18 protein-coding genes are annotated in these 19,264 nt (G+C 68.3%); 12 read left to right on the plus strand and 6 right to left on the minus strand.

The features are described from left to right. Nucleotide 1: 1 nt before the first annotated feature. Entirely contained in the window at nucleotides 2-274 is a 273-nt protein-coding gene (locus tag AUR04nite_RS05740) for a F0F1 ATP synthase subunit epsilon (RefSeq protein ID WP_141362877.1), read from the plus strand. 8 nt (nucleotides 275-282) lie between these two features. Then, nucleotides 283-711 carry a DUF2550 domain-containing protein gene (locus AUR04nite_RS05745; protein WP_141362880.1) on the plus strand — a complete coding sequence of 143 codons (429 nt, stop codon included), beginning with the start codon at nucleotides 283-285 and terminating at the stop codon, nucleotides 709-711. 100 nt (nucleotides 712-811) lie between these two features. Here AUR04nite_RS05745 and nagA read toward each other — a convergent pair whose 3' ends face one another. Together nagA and nucS are read right to left on the minus strand one after the other, a co-directional pair. Beyond that, complete coding sequence (nagA, locus tag AUR04nite_RS05750) at nucleotides 812-2,020, minus strand: N-acetylglucosamine-6-phosphate deacetylase (protein ID WP_141362882.1); 1,209 nt, start codon at nucleotides 2,018-2,020, stop codon at nucleotides 812-814. A gap of 9 nt (nucleotides 2,021-2,029) precedes the next feature. After that, complete coding sequence (gene nucS, locus AUR04nite_RS05755) at nucleotides 2,030-2,725, minus strand: endonuclease NucS (protein ID WP_141362884.1); 696 nt, start codon at nucleotides 2,723-2,725, stop codon at nucleotides 2,030-2,032. 59 nt (nucleotides 2,726-2,784) lie between these two features. Between nucS and AUR04nite_RS05760 the strand changes: the two genes are divergently transcribed. Beyond that, nucleotides 2,785-3,138 (plus strand): hypothetical protein, encoded by a 354-nt coding sequence (locus AUR04nite_RS05760; protein WP_141362886.1) that lies wholly within the window; start codon nucleotides 2,785-2,787, stop codon nucleotides 3,136-3,138. Between the two features lie 19 nt (nucleotides 3,139-3,157). Here AUR04nite_RS05760 and AUR04nite_RS05765 read toward each other — a convergent pair whose 3' ends face one another. Next, nucleotides 3,158-4,528, minus strand: a complete 1,371-nt coding sequence (locus AUR04nite_RS05765) for an AI-2E family transporter (protein ID WP_246055398.1) — start codon at nucleotides 4,526-4,528, stop codon at nucleotides 3,158-3,160. Nucleotides 4,529-4,689: 161 nt separating this feature from the next. On the opposite strand from AUR04nite_RS05765, the gene AUR04nite_RS05770 reads away from it, so the two are divergent. From AUR04nite_RS05770 to AUR04nite_RS05785, 4 genes are all read left to right on the plus strand, one after another. Next, nucleotides 4,690-6,399: a hypothetical protein gene (locus tag AUR04nite_RS05770; RefSeq protein WP_141362888.1), complete on the plus strand. Its 1,710-nt coding sequence runs from the start codon at nucleotides 4,690-4,692 to the stop codon at nucleotides 6,397-6,399. Nucleotides 6,400-6,401: 2 nt separating this feature from the next. Further along, entirely contained in the window at nucleotides 6,402-7,316 is a 915-nt protein-coding gene (locus tag AUR04nite_RS05775; protein ID WP_141362890.1) for a tetratricopeptide repeat protein, read from the plus strand. A gap of 148 nt (nucleotides 7,317-7,464) precedes the next feature. Beyond that, nucleotides 7,465-8,223 (plus strand): ABC transporter ATP-binding protein, encoded by a 759-nt coding sequence (locus AUR04nite_RS05780; RefSeq protein WP_141362892.1) that lies wholly within the window; start codon nucleotides 7,465-7,467, stop codon nucleotides 8,221-8,223. Beyond that, nucleotides 8,205-9,770 (plus strand): transporter, encoded by a 1,566-nt coding sequence (locus tag AUR04nite_RS05785; protein ID WP_141362894.1) that lies wholly within the window; start codon nucleotides 8,205-8,207, stop codon nucleotides 9,768-9,770. Before AUR04nite_RS05780 ends, AUR04nite_RS05785 begins: the two co-directional genes overlap by 19 nt. Before the next feature lie 105 nt (nucleotides 9,771-9,875). Here AUR04nite_RS05785 and AUR04nite_RS05790 read toward each other — a convergent pair whose 3' ends face one another. Beyond that, the gene (locus AUR04nite_RS05790; protein ID WP_141362897.1) at nucleotides 9,876-11,627 is read right to left on the minus strand and encodes an HNH endonuclease signature motif containing protein; all 1,752 of its coding nucleotides are present in this window, start codon (nucleotides 11,625-11,627) and stop codon (nucleotides 9,876-9,878) included. 152 nt (nucleotides 11,628-11,779) lie between these two features. Here AUR04nite_RS05790 and AUR04nite_RS05795 point away from each other — a divergent pair, with 152 nt between their 5' ends. From AUR04nite_RS05795 to AUR04nite_RS05815, 5 genes are read left to right on the plus strand one after another with little or no spacing between them, the layout of a single operon-like run. Next, nucleotides 11,780-12,031 carry a DUF3039 domain-containing protein gene (locus tag AUR04nite_RS05795; RefSeq protein WP_141362899.1) on the plus strand — a complete coding sequence of 84 codons (252 nt, stop codon included), beginning with the start codon at nucleotides 11,780-11,782 and terminating at the stop codon, nucleotides 12,029-12,031. 60 nt (nucleotides 12,032-12,091) lie between these two features. Further along, entirely contained in the window at nucleotides 12,092-13,858 is a 1,767-nt protein-coding gene (locus AUR04nite_RS05800) for a DEAD/DEAH box helicase (protein WP_141362901.1), read from the plus strand. A gap of 36 nt (nucleotides 13,859-13,894) precedes the next feature. Further along, entirely contained in the window at nucleotides 13,895-15,586 is a 1,692-nt protein-coding gene (locus tag AUR04nite_RS05805) for a bifunctional lysylphosphatidylglycerol flippase/synthetase MprF (RefSeq protein ID WP_141362902.1), read from the plus strand. Continuing rightward, complete coding sequence (locus tag AUR04nite_RS05810) at nucleotides 15,586-16,458, plus strand: hypothetical protein (protein ID WP_141362904.1); 873 nt, start codon at nucleotides 15,586-15,588, stop codon at nucleotides 16,456-16,458. Before AUR04nite_RS05805 ends, AUR04nite_RS05810 begins: the two co-directional genes overlap by 1 nt. Further along, a complete protein-coding gene (locus AUR04nite_RS05815; protein WP_141362906.1) occupies nucleotides 16,455-17,156 on the plus strand; it encodes a DUF998 domain-containing protein in 702 nt (233 codons plus the stop codon). Before AUR04nite_RS05810 ends, AUR04nite_RS05815 begins: the two co-directional genes overlap by 4 nt. 28 nt (nucleotides 17,157-17,184) lie before the next feature. Here AUR04nite_RS05815 and AUR04nite_RS05820 read toward each other — a convergent pair whose 3' ends face one another. Together AUR04nite_RS05820 and AUR04nite_RS05825 are read right to left on the minus strand one after the other, a co-directional pair. Continuing rightward, entirely contained in the window at nucleotides 17,185-17,778 is a 594-nt protein-coding gene (locus AUR04nite_RS05820) for an isochorismatase family protein (RefSeq protein WP_141362908.1), read from the minus strand. Nucleotides 17,779-17,860: 82 nt separating this feature from the next. Continuing rightward, nucleotides 17,861-19,159, minus strand: coding sequence for a nicotinate phosphoribosyltransferase (locus AUR04nite_RS05825; protein WP_141362910.1), 1,299 nt, complete (start codon nucleotides 19,157-19,159; stop codon nucleotides 17,861-17,863). Between the last annotated feature and the right edge of the window lie 105 nt (nucleotides 19,160-19,264).

The following is a 19,264-nucleotide window of genomic DNA, read 5'->3' on the forward strand; positions in this document are numbered from 1 at the left end:
GATGGCCGAACTTCAGGTCGAAATCGTCGCGGCCGACCACTTCGTGTGGTCGGGCGCTGCGAAGAAGCTGATCAAGGCTCGCACCGTCAACGGCGAGATCGGAGTTCTGCCCGGTCACGTTCCAACTTTGGCTGTGCTCGCCGCCGGCGATCTGGAAATCGAACCGGTTTCCGGGTCCCGCTTCACGGTTCAGATCGACGGGGGCTTCCTCTCCGTTGATTCGGACCGCGTGGTGATCGTTGCCGACAACGCTGTGCTGGACAACGCAGCGTAGGCGATGAATTGATTGAGATAACCGCACCAGTTCTTATAGCGCTGCTGGTTTTGGCCGGCATCGTGATGTTCTTTGGCGCCATGGCAGTGCGCCGCATTCAACTGCGGCGCACGCTGGGCACCTTCGACGCCAGCATCCTCACGCCCAAGGGCAAATGGATGATGGTGATCGGCCGCTACGGCGGAGGGCATATAGACCTGTTGCGGTTTTTCTCTGTCTCGCCCATCCCACGCTTCGTCGTCGAACGTCGGGGGCTTGACATCACCGGCTGGCGCAAGCCGGACGAGCACGAAGTGCAGATGATTCCCCAGGGATTCGTCATTGTCGAACTGGTCCGCGGTGGGCAGCCGCTGTTGCTTGCCATGGACTATCAGGATTACACGGGATTCTCCTCGTGGCTTGAAGCCGGCCCGATCGCCGGATCCTGGCAGATTTAGCCGCTTCAAGCATCAGGAAACCCAAAAAATCCCGCTGCATCCTTCCTTGACGGGAGGAGGCAGCGGGATTTTGCGTTGTTCTGCCCGGTGGGCTGGCTGGCTAGAGCAGCTGTCCCTTGCGGAAGGTCTCAACCAGATTCAGCTGCGGATCGAGCACCAGGACATCGGCGGCGAAGCCATAGTGCAGCGAGCCGACCTCGTCGGCAAGCCCGATCAAGGACGCGGGGTTGACGGTGGCAGCGTAGATCGCCTGGACCAGCGGCACGCCGCTGGCGACGACGGTGCGCACGATGTCCAGCATCGTCGAGGTGCCGCCGGCCAGCGAGTTGTCCTTGACCAGGCGGGCCTGTCCCTGGGCCACGACGACCTCCTGCGGGCCCAGAGAGTACTGGCCGTCGGCCAGCCCAGTGGCGGCCATGGAATCGCTGACCAGGATGACCCCGCGGGCGCGGACCAGATTGAACACCAGCCGGATGGCGTCGGGGGACAGGTGCACCCCGTCGGCGATGAGTTCAAGCAGCGCGTCGTCGCGCAGGGCCATCTCCAAGCAGGCGCCCACCGGCCCGGGCTCGCGGTGGTGCAGCGACGGCATGCCGTTGAACAGGTGGGTGACGGTGGGCTTTTCGGTGAAGCCGTCGACGCCGGCGCTGCGCAGCTGCTCCCGGGCGAAGCGCAGCGAATCCGCGGTAGCTTGGAATGAGGCATTGGTATGGCCGAGCGAGGGAACGACGCCATAGGCGACGAGCTGGCTGATCAGCTCCTCGGTGCCTGCGAGCTCCGGCGCATAGGTCATGGTGCGCAGCTGTCCGCGGCTGGCCGCCATGAGCTCGTCGACGAACTCGGGCTGCGGGTCCGAAAGATAGCGCGGATCCTGGGCGCCGCAGCGGTCGTGGGACAGGAACGGCCCCTCGGCGTGGATCCCGGCGATCTGCCCGGCCTCGGCGAACTCGGCAAGGATTTCGGCTGCTTCGACCATTGCCGAGCGTTCGGCGGTGACCAGCGAGGCGAGCAGCGTCGTGGTGCCCGCGCGGTGCAGGAAGTCGATGGCCTGGCCCACCGCCTGGTGCTCGGGAGCCGCGAAGTCGGCGCCCACCGCGCCGTGGCAGTGGATGTCGATCAGCCCGGGGGTGAGGATGGCGCCTTCGGGCACCGGGTGCACCTGGAAGTCATCGGCGTCTTCCAGCAGCAGGAAGTCGTCCCGGTTGCCGGCAAAGCGGATGCGGTCCCCGTCGATGGCCAAAGCGCCGTCGGTGAGCTTGAGCCCGTCGGAGACCAGGGTGGCGAACATTACTAAGCGCGAAGCAGTCATGCTTACAGCTTAGAAGAGTCGGCCCGCCGAGTCATCGACTCCGCGCATTGCGTCGTAATCCAAGGTGAGGCAGCGGATGCCGCGGTCCTCGGCCAGCGTGCGCGCCTGTGGCTTGATCTGCTGGGCCGCGAACACGCCGGAGACCGGGCGCAGCAGCGGATCGCGGTTGAGCAGCTCCAGGTAGCGGGTGAGCTGTTCGACGCCGTCGATGTCGCCGCGGCGCTTGAGTTCCACCGCCACGGTGGCGCCTGAGCCGTCGCGGGCCAGGATGTCCACCGGCCCGATCGCCGTCATATATTCGCGGCGGATGAGCTTGTGCCCGTCGCCCAGCAGCTCGATCTGCTCGGCCAGCAGGCGCTGCAGGTCCGCCTCCACGCCGTCCTTGATCAGGCCCGGGTCGGTGCCCAGCTCATGGGCCGAGTCGTGCTCAATGGACTGGAAGTTGATGGTCAGCTTGTCATCGGTTTTGGTGCTGGACACGATCCAGCTGCTGGTGGCGCCCAGGGCGGCGGCGTCCTCGTCGGGCGCGGCTTCGCGCAGGGTCAGCGGCGAGTTCATCCAGTTCAGCGGCTTGTAGCTGCCGCCGTCGGAATGGATGAGCACCGAGCCGTCGGCCTTGACCATGATCAGGCGGGTAGCCAACGGCAGGTGGGCCCGAAGCCGGCCCTCGTAATCTACTGAACACTTTGCAACCACTAAACGCACCCGACCCACTTTACTAGCTGGTTGCCCGTGCGGCCGGGCGATACGGCATGATTAATGACATGCCCCGTTCAAACCGCCCCCGCCGCAACTCCAAATCGCGTGGTTCCTCGCGCAGCTACTCGACTGAGGACTTCGAAGCGCAGGCAGGGGAGCAGGAGGTGTGGATGCAGCGCGCCCGCTATGGGGTGGAAGTGCTGCAGGACGCGCCGGACGGGCAGTGGCATGTGCGCAAGATTTCACCGCTGAACGCGCAGAAGATCTACTCCTGCCCGGGCTGCCACCGCAATATCGCCGTCGGCGTGGCTCATATCGTGGCCTGGCGCGCCGACCACTGGTCGGGGGACGACGCCTCCGCGGCGGCGCGCAGGCACTGGCATCCGCGCTGCTGGGAGACCCGCTCCTACAGGTACTAGCCTCGGCTCCGGCGCGGTTCTAGAGCCGGTCCTGGCGGGCGATGAACACCTCGCGCAGCAGGATCATCGCGCTGGCCGCCACCGGGATTGCCATCAGCGCGCCGGCCACGCCCGCCAGCGCACCGCCGGCGATCACCGAGATCACCGCCACCGCACCGGGGACCGCCACCGCACGGCGCATGATGCGCGGGGAGACGAAGTAGGCTTCCACCTGCAGGTAGCCGAAGTAGCACAACGCGTAGATCAGCGCGCTCTGCCAGCCCAGAGACAGGCTCACCGCGGTGACCAGCAGGCCCGCGATCACCCCGCCCACCAGCGGGATGAAGGCAAGCACCGCCACCGCCAGGGTCAGCAGGGCGGCGAAGGGCACCTTGAGGATCACCATCAGCAGCAGCGCCACCAAGCAGTTCAGGAACGCAACGGTGGCCTGGCCCATGACGTAGTTACCCACCGAACGGGTGATGCGGGTTGCCAGTTCGCCCACGCGCTCGCGCTTGGAGCGCGGGGCCAGGCGCAGCCCGAAGCCCATGATCGTGGGCAGCGAGGCCAGGAAGTAGATCGCCAGCACCAGCACGATCAGGATGCCGAACATCGACTGCGCGACGGTCTGCGAAACGCCCAGCACGCCGCCGAAGACGTTGGTGATCGCACCGGAGTCGCCGAAGAAGCGGTTCACCTCGTCGTTGATGCGCTGGGTCAGCGCGTACTGCCGGTCGATCTGCACCAGCCATTCGCTGCCCAGGAAGTCGTCGATATACGTCGGCGCATAGGTGATGAAGTTCGTGATCTGGGTGACCAGCGTCGGGATGATCAGCGCCATGAACCCGCCGAACACCGCGAGGATGCCCACCATCGTCGCCGCCACGGCCAACGGCCGGCTCAGCCCCTTGGACACCATGGCGCGCACAATCGGATCCAGCCCGAGCGCGATGAACAGCGCGATGGCGATCCAGGTAATCAGCGAGCCCACATTTGTCAGGACGTAGTAGCCGCCCAAAGCCAACCCGACGCCGATCGTTGCCAAGAAGCCCATGGAGATCGGGTGCAGCGCGGCAATCGGCTCCGGAGCCTGCTCCGCGCCCTGTTCGGGAACCTCGCCCAGCGCGTCGGCGCGGCGCGGCGGGCTGAAGAAGCTGTTCAGCCTCCGGGCCAGGCGCCCGGGCCGGCGCGTTTGGACTGGGGCCGCCGGCTGGGCGTCGGGGGCAGTGCGCTCCGGGGCGTTGTGCTGGCCCCCGTCGGCGCCCTGCTGCGGAACCTGAGAGCCGCCTGCATGCCGCGACCCAGCATCTGCCGGGGCGGCATCGCCGTCGGCGGCGTGCTGTGCGTGCTGCGGAGGATGCCCGCCGTTCACCTCGGGTTCGCGCCGTTCACGTGGCTGATCTGAGTGCATGGCAACGAGCATACGCGCAGACGGGCGCAGATTGTGCTCAAAGACACCGCGTGCACAGGTCAAATGAGTCAGCTCACAGAACCTTTTAGGAACAACGGGCGGGACATACTCGTTAGACTTGGGAAAGTACAGCTGCAGACGTAGGTAAATTAGGTGAAATCGTGCGAAAAGTAATCTCCGTGATCGCGATGCTGCTCGGGGCCGCTGCCCTGGTTGTCGGCATCGGACAGAAGACCTTTTGGGCCCCGCCCGAAACGGTCACCGCTACTATGCCCCAACTTGATGGAACAGCCCCGCTCACGCTGATTGAATCAAGCGTGAATTCGGAGAAGCTGGCCCCGGTTGAACTCGTGATCACCGGCGACGGCGAATTCACCGCATCCCTTGGCCGCAGCTTCGACGTGGACTCCTGGGTGGGTGACGCCGCCCACGTCTCGGTGACCGGCATCGACACCGAGAACCACCAGATGCAGGCCTCCTTCGTGGACGGCAAGAAGGAGGTGCCGAACCCCAAGGGCGGCGACGTCTTCTTCGACTCGCAGACCGCCGACGGCACCATGACCTACCGCTGGACCGCTCCGGATTCCGGAGACTGGTCGCTGCTGCTGGCCGCCGACGGCAAGGCCGACGCCCCGACCAACATCTCGGTGACCTACGCGAACAACGCCGCCATGCCTTTCGCGCTGCCGCTGATCATCGCCGGCGCGCTGCTGCTGGTCTTCGGGCTGGCGCTGCTGGTGATGCGCACCGGCAAGGGCGCGGCGGCACCTGCCGCAAAGTCCACCTCGCAGCATTCCATCGCCGCCGCAGCCGTCGTCGCACTGGCGGTTTCCGGCGTTGCGGTGCCGATGGCTCCCAAGGACGATGCCAGCGCGACCCCGACCGAGTCCGCCGCCACCGAAACCCCCGCCACCGAAACCGCTCCGGCGGAGGCAACTGCCAGTGGCGAAGGCGCGGAGCAGGCGGCGCCTGCGGCCTTCCCCGTCGTGACCGAGGAACAGCTCACCCGCATCCTGGCCGACGTGCAGAAGCAGGTGGGCAAGGCCGATGACGAGCAGGATGCCAAGGCCCTCGAAGCCCGCGCGGCCGGAGCCTTCAAGTACATCCGCTCCAGCCGGTACGACATCCTCAAGGACGACATCAAGGTCACCAAGCCGCTGGCCCTGAACACCTCGGTGCTGCGCTCGGCCGCCGTCCCGAACACCAGTGAAGCGAAGTTCCCGCGCGTGATCAGCGTCGTGACCGCCAAGGATGCGGACGCCGAAACCCTGCCGATCGCGTTGACCCTGGTGCAGAACAGCGCGCGGGATAACTACAAGGTGGTCTTCGCCGAGCAGATGCTTCCCGGCGCCAGCTTCCCGGGCATCGCCGTGGGCGATCCGTCGATCAAGCAGCTCGATGCCAAGGCCGAGGGCCTGCAGCAGACCCCTGCCCAGGCGCTGAAGTCCCTGGCCGACGTGCTGAGCAACGAAAAGTCCAAGGCCGCCGGCAAGTTCGCCGACTCGGAGTTCATCAAGGCGATCCACGCGGACCAGAAAGACGAGTCCAAGGAAGCGAACGAGGCAAAGGTCAAGTACTCGCGCAGCGTGACCGAGGGCGACACCAAGGCGGTCTCCACCCCTGACGGCGGCGCAATCGTCACCGGCAAGCTGAACCAGAAGGCGGTCTTCGAGCGCACCGAGGATTCGGACCCGCTCAAGGGCAAGGACGACCTGACCAAGAAGCTGCTGGGCAAGGCGAGCTCCACCGGAGACGTTGAAATCAACTACGCCGAGCCAGTGATGATCTACGTGCCGGCCGAGGGCTCGGATGAGAAGATCCAGCTCATCGCCGCCGAGGTCGTCCTGCTGAACGCAAAGGAAGTGAAGTAGCAATGAGCGAAGAAGCGAGCATCCCCTCGGCCCGCGGTGCGGTGGACCTCAGTTCGCTGTCCTCCCACCAGCTGCAGGCCACCGACGCCGACGCTGGCACGCAGCAGGCCACCTGGACCATGCAGCTCGACGAGGCCTCGTTCCAGCAGTTCGTCGCGCTCTCGCAGCGCGTGCCGGCGATCGTCTCGCTGGGCTCGCCGCGGGTGCAGGTCTCGGTGGACCTGGACACCGCGCTGAAGCAGCTGGTCGACGCCCGTGCAGGCTCGCTGGTGCTGGGCCTGGTCGACGCGGAAGCCTACCCGCAGATCGCCCAGGCGTTCCAGGCGCAGCAGATCCCGCTGGTCGTCGCGCTGGTCAACGGCCAGCCGGTGCCGCTGTTCCAGGGGCCTGCCGCTACCGACCAGATCGAACAGGTCTTCGGCCAGCTGCACCAGCTGGCGGTGCAGCAGGGCCTTAGCGGCACGGTTCCGCCCTTTGCGGGGCAGGCCGAGGCGCAGCCGGCCCTTCCGCCGCTGCACCAGAAGGCGGTGGATGCCATCGACGAGGGCGACTACGCCGCCGCCGAAGCTGCCTACCTGGAAGCCCTGAACGAGAAGCCGAACGACCACGAGGCCCAGGTGGGGCTCTACCAGGTCCGCCTGCTCTCGCGCACCCAGAACCTCGATTTGAACCAGGCCCGCGCCGCCGCGGCGGCCAACCCCGATGACCTGGCCGCCCAACTGGACGTGGCAGACCTGGACGTGGTCGGCGGCCACGTGGAGGACGCCTTCGCCCGGCTGGTGTCGCTGATCGCACGGCTGGCGGACGAGGACCGCGAGCGCGTGCGCCGCCGGCTGATCGAGCTCTACGCAGTCATCGGCAACAACGACCCGCGCGTGGCGGCCTCCCGGCAGAAGCTGGCCCGCGTGCTGTTCTAGCCCCCGCGGTCCAGCGGCGCGCAGCCGCGCCGCCCGCACCCAGCAGCGCCGGTGTTCCCATCCAGGGAGCACCGGCGCTGCCGTGCGCTGTGAGGATTAGCTCCAAAGGATGATGCATGCTGACTTGGGCGGTTGCTAATCTCGAGGTATGAATCCGATCGCGCTTGATATTCGCGCCCTGGCTAAGCAGTTTGGCGCCAAGGTCGCAGTAAACAACGTCAGCCTGCAGGTCCCGGCAGGCTCCTTCTACGGGCTGGTCGGCCCCAACGGCGCCGGCAAGACCACGATGCTCTCCATGGCCACCGGGTTGCTGCGCCCGGATGCCGGCAGCGCGCTGGTCAACGGCATCGACATCTGGGCCGAGCCGCAGGCCGCCAAGCGCACCCTGGGTGTGCTGGCCGACGGGGTGCGGCAGTTCGATAGGCTCACCGGACGCCAGCTGGTCACCTACTCCGGGCTGCTGCGCGGGATGGAGCGCGAGGAGGTGGCGCGGCGCACCGAAGACCTGCTGCGCGTGATGGACCTGGCCTCCGACGGGGACAAGCTCGTCGTCGACTACTCCGCCGGCATGACCAAGAAGATCTCGCTGGCCACCGCGATGATCCATTCGCCCAAGCTTCTGGTGCTCGACGAGCCCTTCGAAGCGGTGGACCCGGTCTCCGCCGCGAACATCCGCGACATCCTCAACGACTACGTGAGCTTCGGCGGCACCGTGATCGTCTCCTCCCACGTGATGGACCTGGTCCAGCGCATGTGCACGCACGTGGCGGTCATCGCCGCCGGCGTGCTCAAGGCGCAGGGCACCGTGGACGAGGTCCGCGGTGGCAAGAGCCTGGAGGAGCGCTTCGTGGATCTGGTCGGCGGGCGCGGAACCAACGAGGGGCTGTCATGGTTGCACACATCCTAGGCCTGAAGCTGCGCCTGCTGCGCAACGGGTTCAAGCGCTCGGTGGGGCAGCTGATCGGCGTGGTCATCGGAGGGCTCTATGTGCTGGGCATGATCGTAATGCTCGCCCTAGCCTGCTGGTTCACCGCCGAGCAGAACCCCTTCCCGGGGCAGCTGAGCATCCTGATCGGCTCCGTGGCGGTGCTTGGCTGGGCGGTGGTGCCGCCGCTGCTCACCGGCGTGGACCTGACCCTGGAGCCCTCCCGCTTCGTCCATTTCGGCATCGACCCCAAGGTGCTGGGCCCGGCCCTGGTGCTGGCCGGATTCATTTCGGTTCCTGCGCTGCTGACCATCCTGGGGCTGCTGGGATCCGCCGGCATGTGGCGGCTGCAGCCCGGGGTCATGCTGCTGGCGCTGGCCGCGAACCTTGCCACCGCGGTGATGGCGGTGCTCTTGTGCCAATACCTGACGATCATGGCCACCGCGCTGCGTGCCAAGCGCCGCTTCCGCGAGTTGACCTTCGGCCTGCTGTTCCTGCTGCTGGTCTCCCTGGGCCCGCTGCTCAGCTCGGTGATTTCGGCGGCCGAAACCATGAGCGACTGGATCGATCCCATCTCGGCAGTGCTCGCCTACACGCCGCTGGGCGCCTTCAACGCATTGCCCGGGGCGCTGGCCGCCGGAGACTTCGCGCGGCTGGGCATTTGCGCGGTGCTCGGCGCGGTGTATCTGGGCGGGCTGTATGTGCTGCTGGTGCGAGCCACCGGCGCCGCGACCGCCGCCCCTGCGCCGCAGCAGCGCGCGGCCACCGCCCGTGGGCTGGGATTCTTCAAGCTGCTGCCCGCCACGCCGGTGGGCGCGGTGGCGGCCCGCGCGCTGACCTACTGGTTCAAGGACCCGCGCTATGCGATCAGCATCCTGATGGTGCCGATGCTGCCGATCATCTTCTGGTTCGCCGGCAACCAGTCGGGCAGCTACACCATGATGTACTTCCTGGGCCCGCTGTTCGGCATCCTGCTGGGCTTCTCAATCTCCGCCGACGTCTCCTATGACAACACCGCCTTTGCACTGCACGTGCTCACCGGCATTTCCGGGGCGGCCGACCGAGCGGGGCGCGCGGCGGCCTGCTTCCTGGTCGGCATCATCCCGCTGCTGCTGGCAGCGGTGCTTCCAGCGGTGCTCTCCGACCAGCTTTGGCGCCTGCCCGGGGACCTAGGCCTGTCGCTGGCCGCCTTCCTGGTGGCCCTGGGCGTCTCCTCGGTGGCATCGGCGCGCTACACCTATGCGGTGGCGCTGCCGGGGGAGAACCCGATGAAGACCCCGCCGGGCAACGGCCTGCGCATGGCGCTGACCCAGCTGGGCACCATGGGCACCATGGCGGTGCTGCTGATTCCGGTGGCGGTGCCTTTCGGCATCGGGCTGGCGACGCAGTCCGCGACGCTGGGCTTCCTCGCCTTGGGCATTGGTCTGGTGCTGGGCCTTGGGCTGCTGGCCGGCGGGATCGTGCTGGGCGGCAAATGGTATGAACAGCGTGCGCCGGAGCTGTTCCAGGCGGTGTTGCTCAACCGCTAGCCGCGCGCGGCAAGCGGCGATCTGGGCGGCGTGGGCCGGACTGCGATGGCGGTCCGGCCCTTTCCGCGCGCTGGGTGGCAATCGCTTGCCTAGCTGGTTCTGGCATCAGCCCTGCGGCGGGGCGATGTGCTTGGGGACTCCGTCGGGGCAGTAGTTGCGCCGCAGCAGCTGTTGCGGATCGCGGTCCCTGGGCAGCAGCACCCAGGGCAGCCCCTGGACCCAGAACACCTTGATGAGCCCAAGATCCATCTCCATATGGTGCGTGCCGCAGCCGGGCACGGTATTGCCGGCACTGGTGCTTCCGCCCTGGCTGAAGGGCTTGATGTGGTGGAATTGCAGCTGTTCCACGGCGGCGGTGCAGCCGGGGACGATGCAACGCCGGTCTCTTGCCAGCACCGCCTTCTGCACTGCCTCGGGCACCAGCCGCACGGCTCGCCCATAGTCCAGCAGCGCTCCCTTGGAGTTGAACACTGCCGGAATCAGCTCTGCATCGCAGAGCATGCGCCGCAGCGCGGCCGGGGGCAGAGCGACGCCGTTTTGTGTCTCGGCGTGGGCGGCGGCGATATTGCGCAGGTCGTCGATCTGCAGGTGGGCGATCAGCTGCGGGCGGATTCGCCGCCGGTTCCTTGCCGGATTCTCATCGGGCGGAGGGTCCTGCCTCGGGTAGCTGAAGTTCTCGAAATATTCGTATTGCAGCAGGTCGAGCAGGCCGTTGACAGCACGTTCTGCAGGGGCGGCCTCGTCGACGAATTCATCGTCGTCATTCCAGCGGGTGCCTTCGCCTTCGGGCAGCAGGTCGAGGATCGATCCCTCCTGGAAGCTTCCCGCCGAATCGTCCGCGCCGTTGGCAGGTGCCTGGTCCTCCCGCGATGCTGCGCCGGGGTGTGCTGCGTCGGGGCGCGCCGAGTCGGGGTTCTTGCGCGCCGCCTGGCCGGCCTGGGTGCGCGGGTTGCTGGCGTGGGCGCGGAAGGAGTCGATCAGCGCGCCTTCCAGCGCGGAGACGCACAACAGGTAGCGGCGCTCGTAGGGATTGGTGACGGGCAGAGGGAACAAGCCCCGGCGGATGCGCGGCGGCGGGTCGTCCTGGCCATCCTGCCCGCCTTGGTGCGCGGCATCCGTGATGAGGTTGGCGACGGCTTTCAGCGCCGCGGCGGCGGTGAATTCATTCTCCACTGCCGCCGCGGCATGTTCGTCGAGGGTGCGCCCATCGGCATGACGCAGGGTGGCCTCGGTGGAGACGCCCTCAAAGGTGCGGTCCTTGGGCTCGGCCTTGGCCAGCTTGGCGCTGACCAGGCGCACGGTGCACGGGTCGGCGTCGGGATCTTGGAATTTCTTGGCCAGGTGGGGGAAGCGCGGGGGCAGCTGGGCGCCGGAGGGGGAGCGGCGTCCGATCAGGTCCTGGGCGTCGAGCAGGGTGCGGTGCATCGAGCCGTAGGTGCGCCCGGTCCAGGCCGCGAGCAGTTCGGCGGGGTTCTTGTAGCTGGTGCGGCCGGTGGCGCGCTCGGCGGGCTGCTCGGTGTCAGCCGGGGCGCCGCGCAGCTGGTCCAGCTCGCTCTGGGCCAGGGTATGGGCGGCGGTGGCGCTGGTGCGGTCGGCCGCTGCCAGCTCCATGCGCGTGGCTTCGAAGGACAGCTGCTGGGCGCACATCGCCATTTCCAGAGCCAGCCGCGGATCCTCGGTGTTCGCAAAGGCGCGGCGCAGCGCCGAGACAAGCTGTAGGCCGCCGGTGAACAGCGCGCGCAGCTGTGCGCCGGAGGGGAGCTCGTGCTCCTGCCGGCCGGTGCCGTACAGGGCCAGGTCGCGGCCCAGTGCGTCGATGGCGGCGCCAAGCTGCGCCGCGGGCTGCTGTGTGTTCATGGCACCAGTGTTGCCCGGCATCCTGCCCTGCGGCGCCCGCGCAGCGCGAGGTGTGGATAACCGGGCGCAGGGAAGCTGCCCGGGCGCGGATGTGCAGAAGCTCCCACCTGTCATTCACCCATTGCACGGCGCCGCGTACTAGACTTGATGCCATGGTGGAACAGTCAGAAGAAACCCGCGGCGGCACGGCGACGATCGAGCGCACCGAGGTCCGCGAAAACATCGAGGCAGGCGACCACGAGCGCTTTGCCCACTACGTGCGCAAGGAAAAGATCATGGAGTCGGCGCTGTCCGGCGAACCGGTGATCGCCCTGTGCGGCAAGGTGTGGACCCCGGGCCGCGACCCGCAGAAATTCCCGGTCTGCCCGGAGTGCAAGGAAATCTACGAGTCCTTGATGGGCTAGTGCGCGCGCGGAAAACGCGCCCGAAGAGATGAACATGTACGCGGTCCGGGAAAAGGGTAAATGACGCAGGCACTTTTTGATTTTGGCGACAAGCTTCCACTGGAAGACAAGCTGCCGGTAGCGTATCCGGAACGAGCCGCCTGGGGCACCGGGCCGAAGCTGCGCGCCTGGCAGGCCGAGGCGCTGGCCAAGTACTTCGAGACCGAGCCGCGCGACTACATGGCGGTGGCGACCCCCGGCGCAGGCAAGACGACCTTCGCGCTACGCCTGGCCAAGGTGCTGATCGACTCGGGCAAGATCAACCGCATGATCGTCGTCGCCCCCACCGACCACCTGAAGAAGCAGTGGGCCGACGCGGCGGCGCGGGTGGGCATTGCGCTGGACCCGAACTACAAGAATTCCGACGGCCGCCATGGCTCGCACTACCTGGGCGTCGTCGTCACCTACGCCCAGGTGGCGCTCAAGCCGGCGGTGCACCGGGCGAAGACCGAAAACGCGCGCACCCTGGTGATCATGGACGAGGTCCACCACGCCGGCGATGCGCTGAGCTGGGGCGACGGCATCCGCGAGGCCTTTGAACCGGCTACCCGCCGCCTGGCGCTGACCGGCACCCCGTTCCGCTCCGACTCGGCCCCGATTCCCTTTGTGCAGTACGTCGACGAGGGCGACGGCATCCGGCGCTCCAAGGCGGACTACACCTATGGCTACGGCAGTGCGCTGGCCGACCACGTCGTGCGCCCGGTGCTGTTTATGGCCTATTCCGGCGCGATGCGCTGGCGCACCGCCGCGGGCGAGGAGATGGAGGCGAACCTCGGCGCGGGCTTCACCAAGGACGTCACCGCCCACGCCTGGCGCACCGCGCTGGACCCGCACGGGGACTGGATCCCCTCGGTGCTGCAGGCCGCCGACCGCCGCCTGTCAGAGGTGCGCCGCACGGTGAAGGATGCCGGCGGCCTGGTCATCGCCACCGATCACGAGGACGCCCGAGGCTACGCGGCCCAGCTGGAAGCAATCTGCGGGGAAAAGGTCACTACGATCCTCTCCGACGACCCCAAGGCCTCGGAGAAGATCGACGAATTCTCCGCCTCCGATGCGCGCTGGATGGTTGCCGTGCGCATGGTATCTGAAGGCGTCGACGTGCCCCGGCTGTGCGTGGGCGTGTACGCCACATCCACCTCCACCCCGCTGTTCTTCGCCCAGGCCGTGGGCCGCTTTGTGCGCAGCCGCAAGCGCGGCGAGGTGGCCAGCGTGTTCCTGCCCTCGGTGCCGGTGCTCATGGCGCTGGCCAATGAGATGGAAGTGGAGCGCGACCACGCGCTGGACCGCGAAGGCTCGGACGCGGACCAGGGGTTGGACGATGACCTGCTGGAGGCGGCGAACAAGGAAGACAAGGCCAGCGACGAGCTGACCCGCAGCAAGTTCGAGGCGTTGAACTCGCAGGCTTCCTTCGACCGCGTGCTCTTCGACGGCGGCGAATTCGGCACCGGCGCGGAGCTGGGCAGCGACGAGGAGCTGGGCTTCCTGGGAATCCCGGGCCTGCTGGACACCGAGCAGGTCTCCGAGCTGCTGCGTGCCCAGCAGAGCAAGCAGATCAGCAATGGCGGCTCCAAGCCGGCGCCGGTCTCCGACCACCGGCGGATGATGGACCTGCGTACCAAGCTGTCCAAGAACGTCTCCGCCTGGTCTGCGCGCACCGGCACCCCGCACGCGCAGATCCACACCAAGCTGCGCAATGTCTGCGGCGGGCCCGCCGTGCCGCAGGCCACCGCGGACCAGCTGCAGGCGCGCATCGAGAAGCTCCAGGACTGGTTCGTCGGGCGCAAATGACGCCGAAGCCGCCGGGAATAGTGGGATACTCCTGCTATGACTAGTGCGAATCTCAGCGCTGTGGCCAAGGTGCGGCGGCGCGACAACGCGCGGGCGGCGGCCTCCTACATTGCCGTCGCGCTGGCGCTGATCAGCCTCGCGGCCCCGATGTTTCGCGGGCTGCACGGCCTGTTTCCGGCGCTGCTGCCCGAGTTCTTGGTCCAGGTTTCCCGGGTCTATGCGATCTTCGGCGCCTTCGGCCTGCTGGTCGTGGCCAAGTACCTGCGCTCCGGAAACCGGGTCGCCTGGGCCGGATCCATGGCGCTGCTGGCGGCGAATACCGTGCTGCACCTGGGGCGCGGCGCGGATCTGCCGGTGGCGGTGCTCAGCGCCGCGGCCCTGGCATGGCTGGCCTGGCAGCACCGGGCCTTCCCCGTCTGGCCGGGCAGGGTGCTCACCCGCCGCGTCATCGTCGTCACCCTGGTGGTGCTCGGCGCAGCCACGCTGATCGCCGCCGGGGCGCTGGTGCACCATGCGCGGCGCACCGGGCAGAGCTTCGGCGCTGGGGTGGGGCAGCTGTTCGGCGCGCTGAACGGGGAGCTGCACGAGACATCGAGCCACCCGCACGTCGCCGGATTCATCGCGCTGCTGATCTGCCTGCTGGGCACCGCCGGCTGGTTCCTCTGGGACGGGATGCGCCGCCGGCAGGTGGGTTCGCGCGAGCAGCTGGCCGCCCGGGAACGGGCCCGCGCGGTGCTCGCGGCCCACGGCGGCGGAACCCTTGACTACTTTGCGCTGCGCGATGACAAGGCATTCTTCTTCCTGCACAATTCGGTCGTCGCCTACGCAGTGCGCGGCTCGGTGGCGCTGGTCTCCCCGGACCCGATCGGGCCGGCGGCCGAACGCGAAGAAGTCTGGGCGGAGTTCATGCTCTTCGCCGAACGCCGCGGCTGCTCGGTCAGCGTGATGGGCGCGGCCCAGGACTGGCTGGGCATCTACGAGGCTTCCGGGCTGCGCAGCGTCTACCTGGGCGACGAGGCCATCGTCGACAGCGCCGGATTCTCCCTGGCTGGCAAGAAGTCCAAGTCGCTGCGCCAGGGCCACGCCCGGCTGCTGCGCGCCGGCTACCGCGTCGAGCACATCAAGGCCCCGCAGGTGCCGGCGGCGTTGCGCGCGCAGCTGCTTGAACTGAGCACCCAGAGCCGGCAGGGCGAGGCCGAGCGCGGTTTCTCCATGACGCTCTCGCGCCTGTTCGACCCGCTGGACACCGAGCTGCTGCTGTCCATCGCCTTCGACGCGGCCGACGCGCCGCAGGCGTTCATCCAATGGGTGCCGGCGTCCAAGGTGGGCGGCTGGTCGCTGGACGTGATGCGCCGCTCCACCGCGCAGGAGCTGCCCGGCGGGCTGACCGACTTCATCATCATCGAGACCCTTGCCATGATGGCGGGCTCCGGCGGCGGGGGACTGGGGTTGAACTTCGCGGTGCTGCGCGAGGCGGTGCAGGGCGGCGCCGGGGCCTCGCGCCTTGAAAAGCTGGTGGCCAAGCAGGCCTCCAAGCACGCCCAGGTGGCCTCCCTGTACAAGTTCAACGCCAAGTACGATCCGCGCTGGGCCCCGCGCTATGCTGCCGTGGGCACCATCGACCTCTGGCTTGCCCAGGGCCTGCGCATCGCCCAGGCCGAGGGCTATGCCGAGCTGCCCGGGCTTGACCGCTTTGCGGCGCGGGCCGAACACCAGCAGGATCACTGATGCTGCCGGCCCTGATCGCCGCGGTGGCGGCAAGCATCGGCTACGGCAGCGCTTCGGTGCTCGAAGCGGCAGCCGCCCGCCGCGCCACCGGCGCCCGCGTCTTTACCCAGCCGATCTACCTGCTGGGCATCGCCCTTGACCTGTTGGCCTGGGCCGCCTCGCTGTATGCGCTGCAGTTCCTGACGGTGTTCACCGTGCAGGCGCTGCTGGCAGGCTCGCTGGTGGTCACGGTGCTGCTGGCGCGCTGGGTGTTCGGCACCGCCCTGGGCACGCAGGCGCTGGCCGCAATGGGCCTGCTGGTGCTGGGCCTGGTGGTGATCGCGCTGTCCACCGGCGAGCAGCCGGCCGGCGGCGCCCCCGACGGCCTGGTGCCGGTGCTGGCTGCGGTACTGGTGCTGCTGCTGGCGGTTTTGGCCGCCTGCTACCGGCGCCGGCTCCCGCTGCTCTTCGCCGCCCTTGCCGGGCTGGCGGCCAGCGCCGCGGCCCTGGCGGCGCGCAGCCTGGATTTGTCCGCCATCTCCTGGGGACTGCTGGCCGATCCGCTGCCGTGGATCATCGCGGTTTCGGGGGTGCTCGCCATGGTCGCCTATACGCGGGCCCTGGAGCAGGGGAGCGTGGGGCCGTTGACCGCGCTCTACACGGTGATCGAGGTGCTGGTGCCGGGCATTGCCGGCATGGTGCTGCTGGGCGATGCCGCCCGACCGGGCTGGGAAGCTGCAAAATTCGCCGCCATCGCCCTGAGCCTGGCGGCCGGGGTGTGGCTTGCCCTGCGCGGCGGGGCGGATGCGCTGATGGCGGCGACCGGGGCCGCGCCGGCGCAGGATGACAACCAGAAGGACGCCGAACAGGAAGCCGAGGGGATGAGCTCATGAACAAGATTCAGGAATCCAGGAGCACCGCCCGCCGTGCGCTGATTGCGCGCTGTGCGCTGCGGGCCGGCGCTGCCGCCTATAGCGCGGGAATCGTCTCCGAGGCGCTGCTGCGCTGGCCGCTGAACCCTGCGACCACGCTGCTCTCCGAGCTGGCGGCTCGGGACCGCGGCTACCGCAGGATCTTCCAGGCATCGGACGTGTGCGCCGGTGCGCTGTTCGCCGCCTCCGGCCTGCAGCAGACTCGCAGCGCCAAAGTCGGCAAGGCCGGCAAGCTGGCCGCGGCGAGCCTGGTGGTGTTCGGCGCGGCCACCATCGCCGATGCCTTCAGCCCGCTGGACTATCCGATCTCCCACGCGGCGCTGCGTCCGGGGACAGGAGATGGGGCAGGAGATGAACCGTGGGCGCCGAGCATCAGCCACAACGCGCACTTCGTGACGACGACGATTGCCGGCAGCGCCTCGGTCGGGATCTGCTTAGAGCACTGGAAACTGGCCCGCCGCGCCCCGCGCCGCTCCGGTGCAGCTGGCGTGCTGCGCGCGGCCGCGGCTCCGGCCACGGTGGCGCTGCTGTTGACCGGGGTGGCGGCGCTGGCCTCACCGAAGCTGCTGCCCGGCGCGGTGCAGCGGGTGCAGACGCTGGCCTTCGCCACCGTGTGCCTGGACCTGGCGGCGCTGCAGGCGCAGGAAGAGGCCGATTAGCCCCTTGCCCGATTAGCCTCTTGCCTGATCAGCCCAAGGTCAGCACGGTGACCCCAGCCTCGCGCAGCTGCTCATTGACCGATGGCATGTTCTGCGGGTCCACCGCGGCGGTGAACGGGCTGATCACGGTGGTGGCGAACCCCGCGGCGGCCGCGTCCAGGGCGGTGGCCCGTACGCAGTAATCGGCGGCCAGGCCCACCACATCCACGGCGGTGATCCCCTGCTCCTTGAGCCAGTCGCCCAGCAGGGCGCCGGACTCGTCGGCGATGTCCGCCTGGGGATCCAGCAGCCGTGCCTCGAAGCCCGAATAGGCTGCGGCGAAGCGGCCCTTGGCAAAGTGCGCGTCGGCCTGCAGCTGCGCCAGCAGCGGGTGCAGCGCCGCCCCGGAGGTGCCTGCCACGCAGTGCACCGGCCAGGAGTCGACGTAGTCCGGGGTGGCGGAGAAGTGCTCCCCGGGATCGATGTGCCAGTCCTGGGTGGTGGCGATGACCTGGTAGGCGTCGCGCCGCTCGGCGGCGTCAGCGGCGATTCCGGCGGCCACCACATTGCCTCCGGCAACCGCCAGCGCCCCGCCTTCGCAGAAGTCGGGCTGCACATCGATGATCAAAAGGGCTCGGGTCATGACTGCCTCCGTGGGGATTGGGATGCCGGTGGTTCGTGGGGAACAGCTTAGTGGGCGGTGCTGTGAGCCGCGTGGGAGCGGGCTAGCCGCGCACCATGATGGTCGGGATCACCGGCTCGCCGCGCTGCAGCTTGCGGGCCTCGCCGGGCATCTCCTGGATGGAGGCGTGGTGGCGGGCCACCGCCTTGGCGACGCCCTCGGCGCCGGTGTAGGACGCATCGACCTGGCCGTCGATGACCAGCGGCACCATCAGGTCGCGCTCCGGCTCGCCGGTGCTGTACGGCGCGGTGGAGACGACCTCCGCCACGGCGCGGCCGCGCTCGTTGAGCTGGCGCACCGCGAACTTGCGTCCGCCCACGCTGGCCTTGTTGGCGGCGGCCTTGGCCACCGACACCCAGTCGCCGGCATCGTTCTGCCGGGAGACCAGCTTGTAGACCATGGAGGCGGTGGGGTGCCCGGAGCCGGTGACCAGCGCGGTGCCCACGCCGTAGGCGTCCACCGGGGCGCTGGCCAGGGCCGCGATCGCGTATTCGTCCAGGTCCGAGGTGACGGTGATCTTGGTGTTCCAGTTGCCCAAGTCGTCAAGCAGCTTGCGGACCCAGCCTGCCTGCTGAACCAGGTCGCCGGAGTCCAGGCGCACTCCGCCCAATTCCGGGCCTGCCACGTCGACCGCAGTGCGCACGCCGGCTTCCACGTCGTAGGTGTCCACCAGCAGCGTGGTGCCGCGGCCCAGGGAATCGACCTGCGCCTGGAAGGCGGCGCGTTCGGTGTCGTGCAGCAGGGTGAAGGAGTGGGCAGAGGTGCCCAGGGTCTGCAGCCCGTAGCGGGCGCCGGCCTCCAGGTTGGAGGTGGCGGTGAATCCGGCGATGACCGCGGCGCGGGCCGCGGCCACGGCGGATTCCTCATGGGTGCGGCGCGAGCCCATTTCGATGCACGGGCGGTTGGCGGCGGAGGCGATCATGCGCGAGGCGGCGGAAGCGATGGCCGAATCGTGGTTCAGGATCGACAGCAGGTAGGTTTCGATCACGCAGGCCTCGGCGAAGGTGGATTCCACCATGAGCAGCGGCGAGTTCGGGAAGTACAGCTCGCCCTCGGCATAGCCGGTGATGCTGCCGGTGAACTTGAAGTTCTCAAGGTACTTCAGGGTCTCGTCGTTCACGACCTTGTGGTCCTTGAGGTAGCGCAGTTCGTCGTCGCCGAAGTGGAAGTCTGCCAGGCCTTCGAGCAGGCGGCCGGTGCCCGCCACCACGCCGTAGCGCCGGCCGTCGGGCAGGCGCCGGGAGAAGGCTTCGAAGAAGCTGCGTCGGTGCGCCGCGCCGGAGGCCAATGCCGCCTGCAGCATGGTCAGCTCATAGTGGTCGGTGAAGAAGCTGGTGCGCATGAACGCTCCTGGATCGAAGTGGTGCTCGTCGTGGGCCGGGCGCGCGAAAGTGCGCGGCAGCCGAAATTCACTGTATAACGGCTCGCAGCCGATGCGTTATTTGGC

Origin of the sequence: Glutamicibacter uratoxydans, assembly GCF_006539925.1 — a bacterium.
Lineage (GTDB): Bacteria > Actinomycetota > Actinomycetes > Actinomycetales > Micrococcaceae > Glutamicibacter > Glutamicibacter uratoxydans.

Excerpts from the sequence above, each read along its gene's own strand:
- AUR04nite_RS05740 (WP_141362877.1), top strand. The coding sequence starts at position 2 with ATGGCCGAACTTCAGGTCGAAATCGTCGCGGCCGACCACTTCGTGTGG.
- nagA (WP_141362882.1), bottom strand. The coding sequence starts at position 2,020 with ATGACTGCTTCGCGCTTAGTAATGTTCGCCACCCTGGTCTCCGACGGG.
- AUR04nite_RS05760 (WP_141362886.1), top strand. The coding sequence starts at position 2,785 with ATGCCCCGTTCAAACCGCCCCCGCCGCAACTCCAAATCGCGTGGTTCC.
- AUR04nite_RS05765 (WP_246055398.1), bottom strand. The coding sequence starts at position 4,528 with ATGCACTCAGATCAGCCACGTGAACGGCGCGAACCCGAGGTGAACGGC.
- AUR04nite_RS05775 (WP_141362890.1), top strand. The coding sequence starts at position 6,402 with ATGAGCGAAGAAGCGAGCATCCCCTCGGCCCGCGGTGCGGTGGACCTC.
- AUR04nite_RS05780 (WP_141362892.1), top strand. The coding sequence starts at position 7,465 with ATGAATCCGATCGCGCTTGATATTCGCGCCCTGGCTAAGCAGTTTGGC.
- AUR04nite_RS05785 (WP_141362894.1), top strand. The coding sequence starts at position 8,205 with ATGGTTGCACACATCCTAGGCCTGAAGCTGCGCCTGCTGCGCAACGGG.
- AUR04nite_RS05790 (WP_141362897.1), bottom strand. The coding sequence starts at position 11,627 with ATGAACACACAGCAGCCCGCGGCGCAGCTTGGCGCCGCCATCGACGCA.
- AUR04nite_RS05795 (WP_141362899.1), top strand. The coding sequence starts at position 11,780 with ATGGTGGAACAGTCAGAAGAAACCCGCGGCGGCACGGCGACGATCGAG.
- AUR04nite_RS05800 (WP_141362901.1), top strand. The coding sequence starts at position 12,092 with ATGACGCAGGCACTTTTTGATTTTGGCGACAAGCTTCCACTGGAAGAC.
- AUR04nite_RS05805 (WP_141362902.1), top strand. The coding sequence starts at position 13,895 with ATGACTAGTGCGAATCTCAGCGCTGTGGCCAAGGTGCGGCGGCGCGAC.
- AUR04nite_RS05810 (WP_141362904.1), top strand. The coding sequence starts at position 15,586 with ATGCTGCCGGCCCTGATCGCCGCGGTGGCGGCAAGCATCGGCTACGGC.
- AUR04nite_RS05815 (WP_141362906.1), top strand. The coding sequence starts at position 16,455 with ATGAACAAGATTCAGGAATCCAGGAGCACCGCCCGCCGTGCGCTGATT.
- AUR04nite_RS05820 (WP_141362908.1), bottom strand. The coding sequence starts at position 17,778 with ATGACCCGAGCCCTTTTGATCATCGATGTGCAGCCCGACTTCTGCGAA.
- AUR04nite_RS05825 (WP_141362910.1), bottom strand. The coding sequence starts at position 19,159 with ATGCGCACCAGCTTCTTCACCGACCACTATGAGCTGACCATGCTGCAG.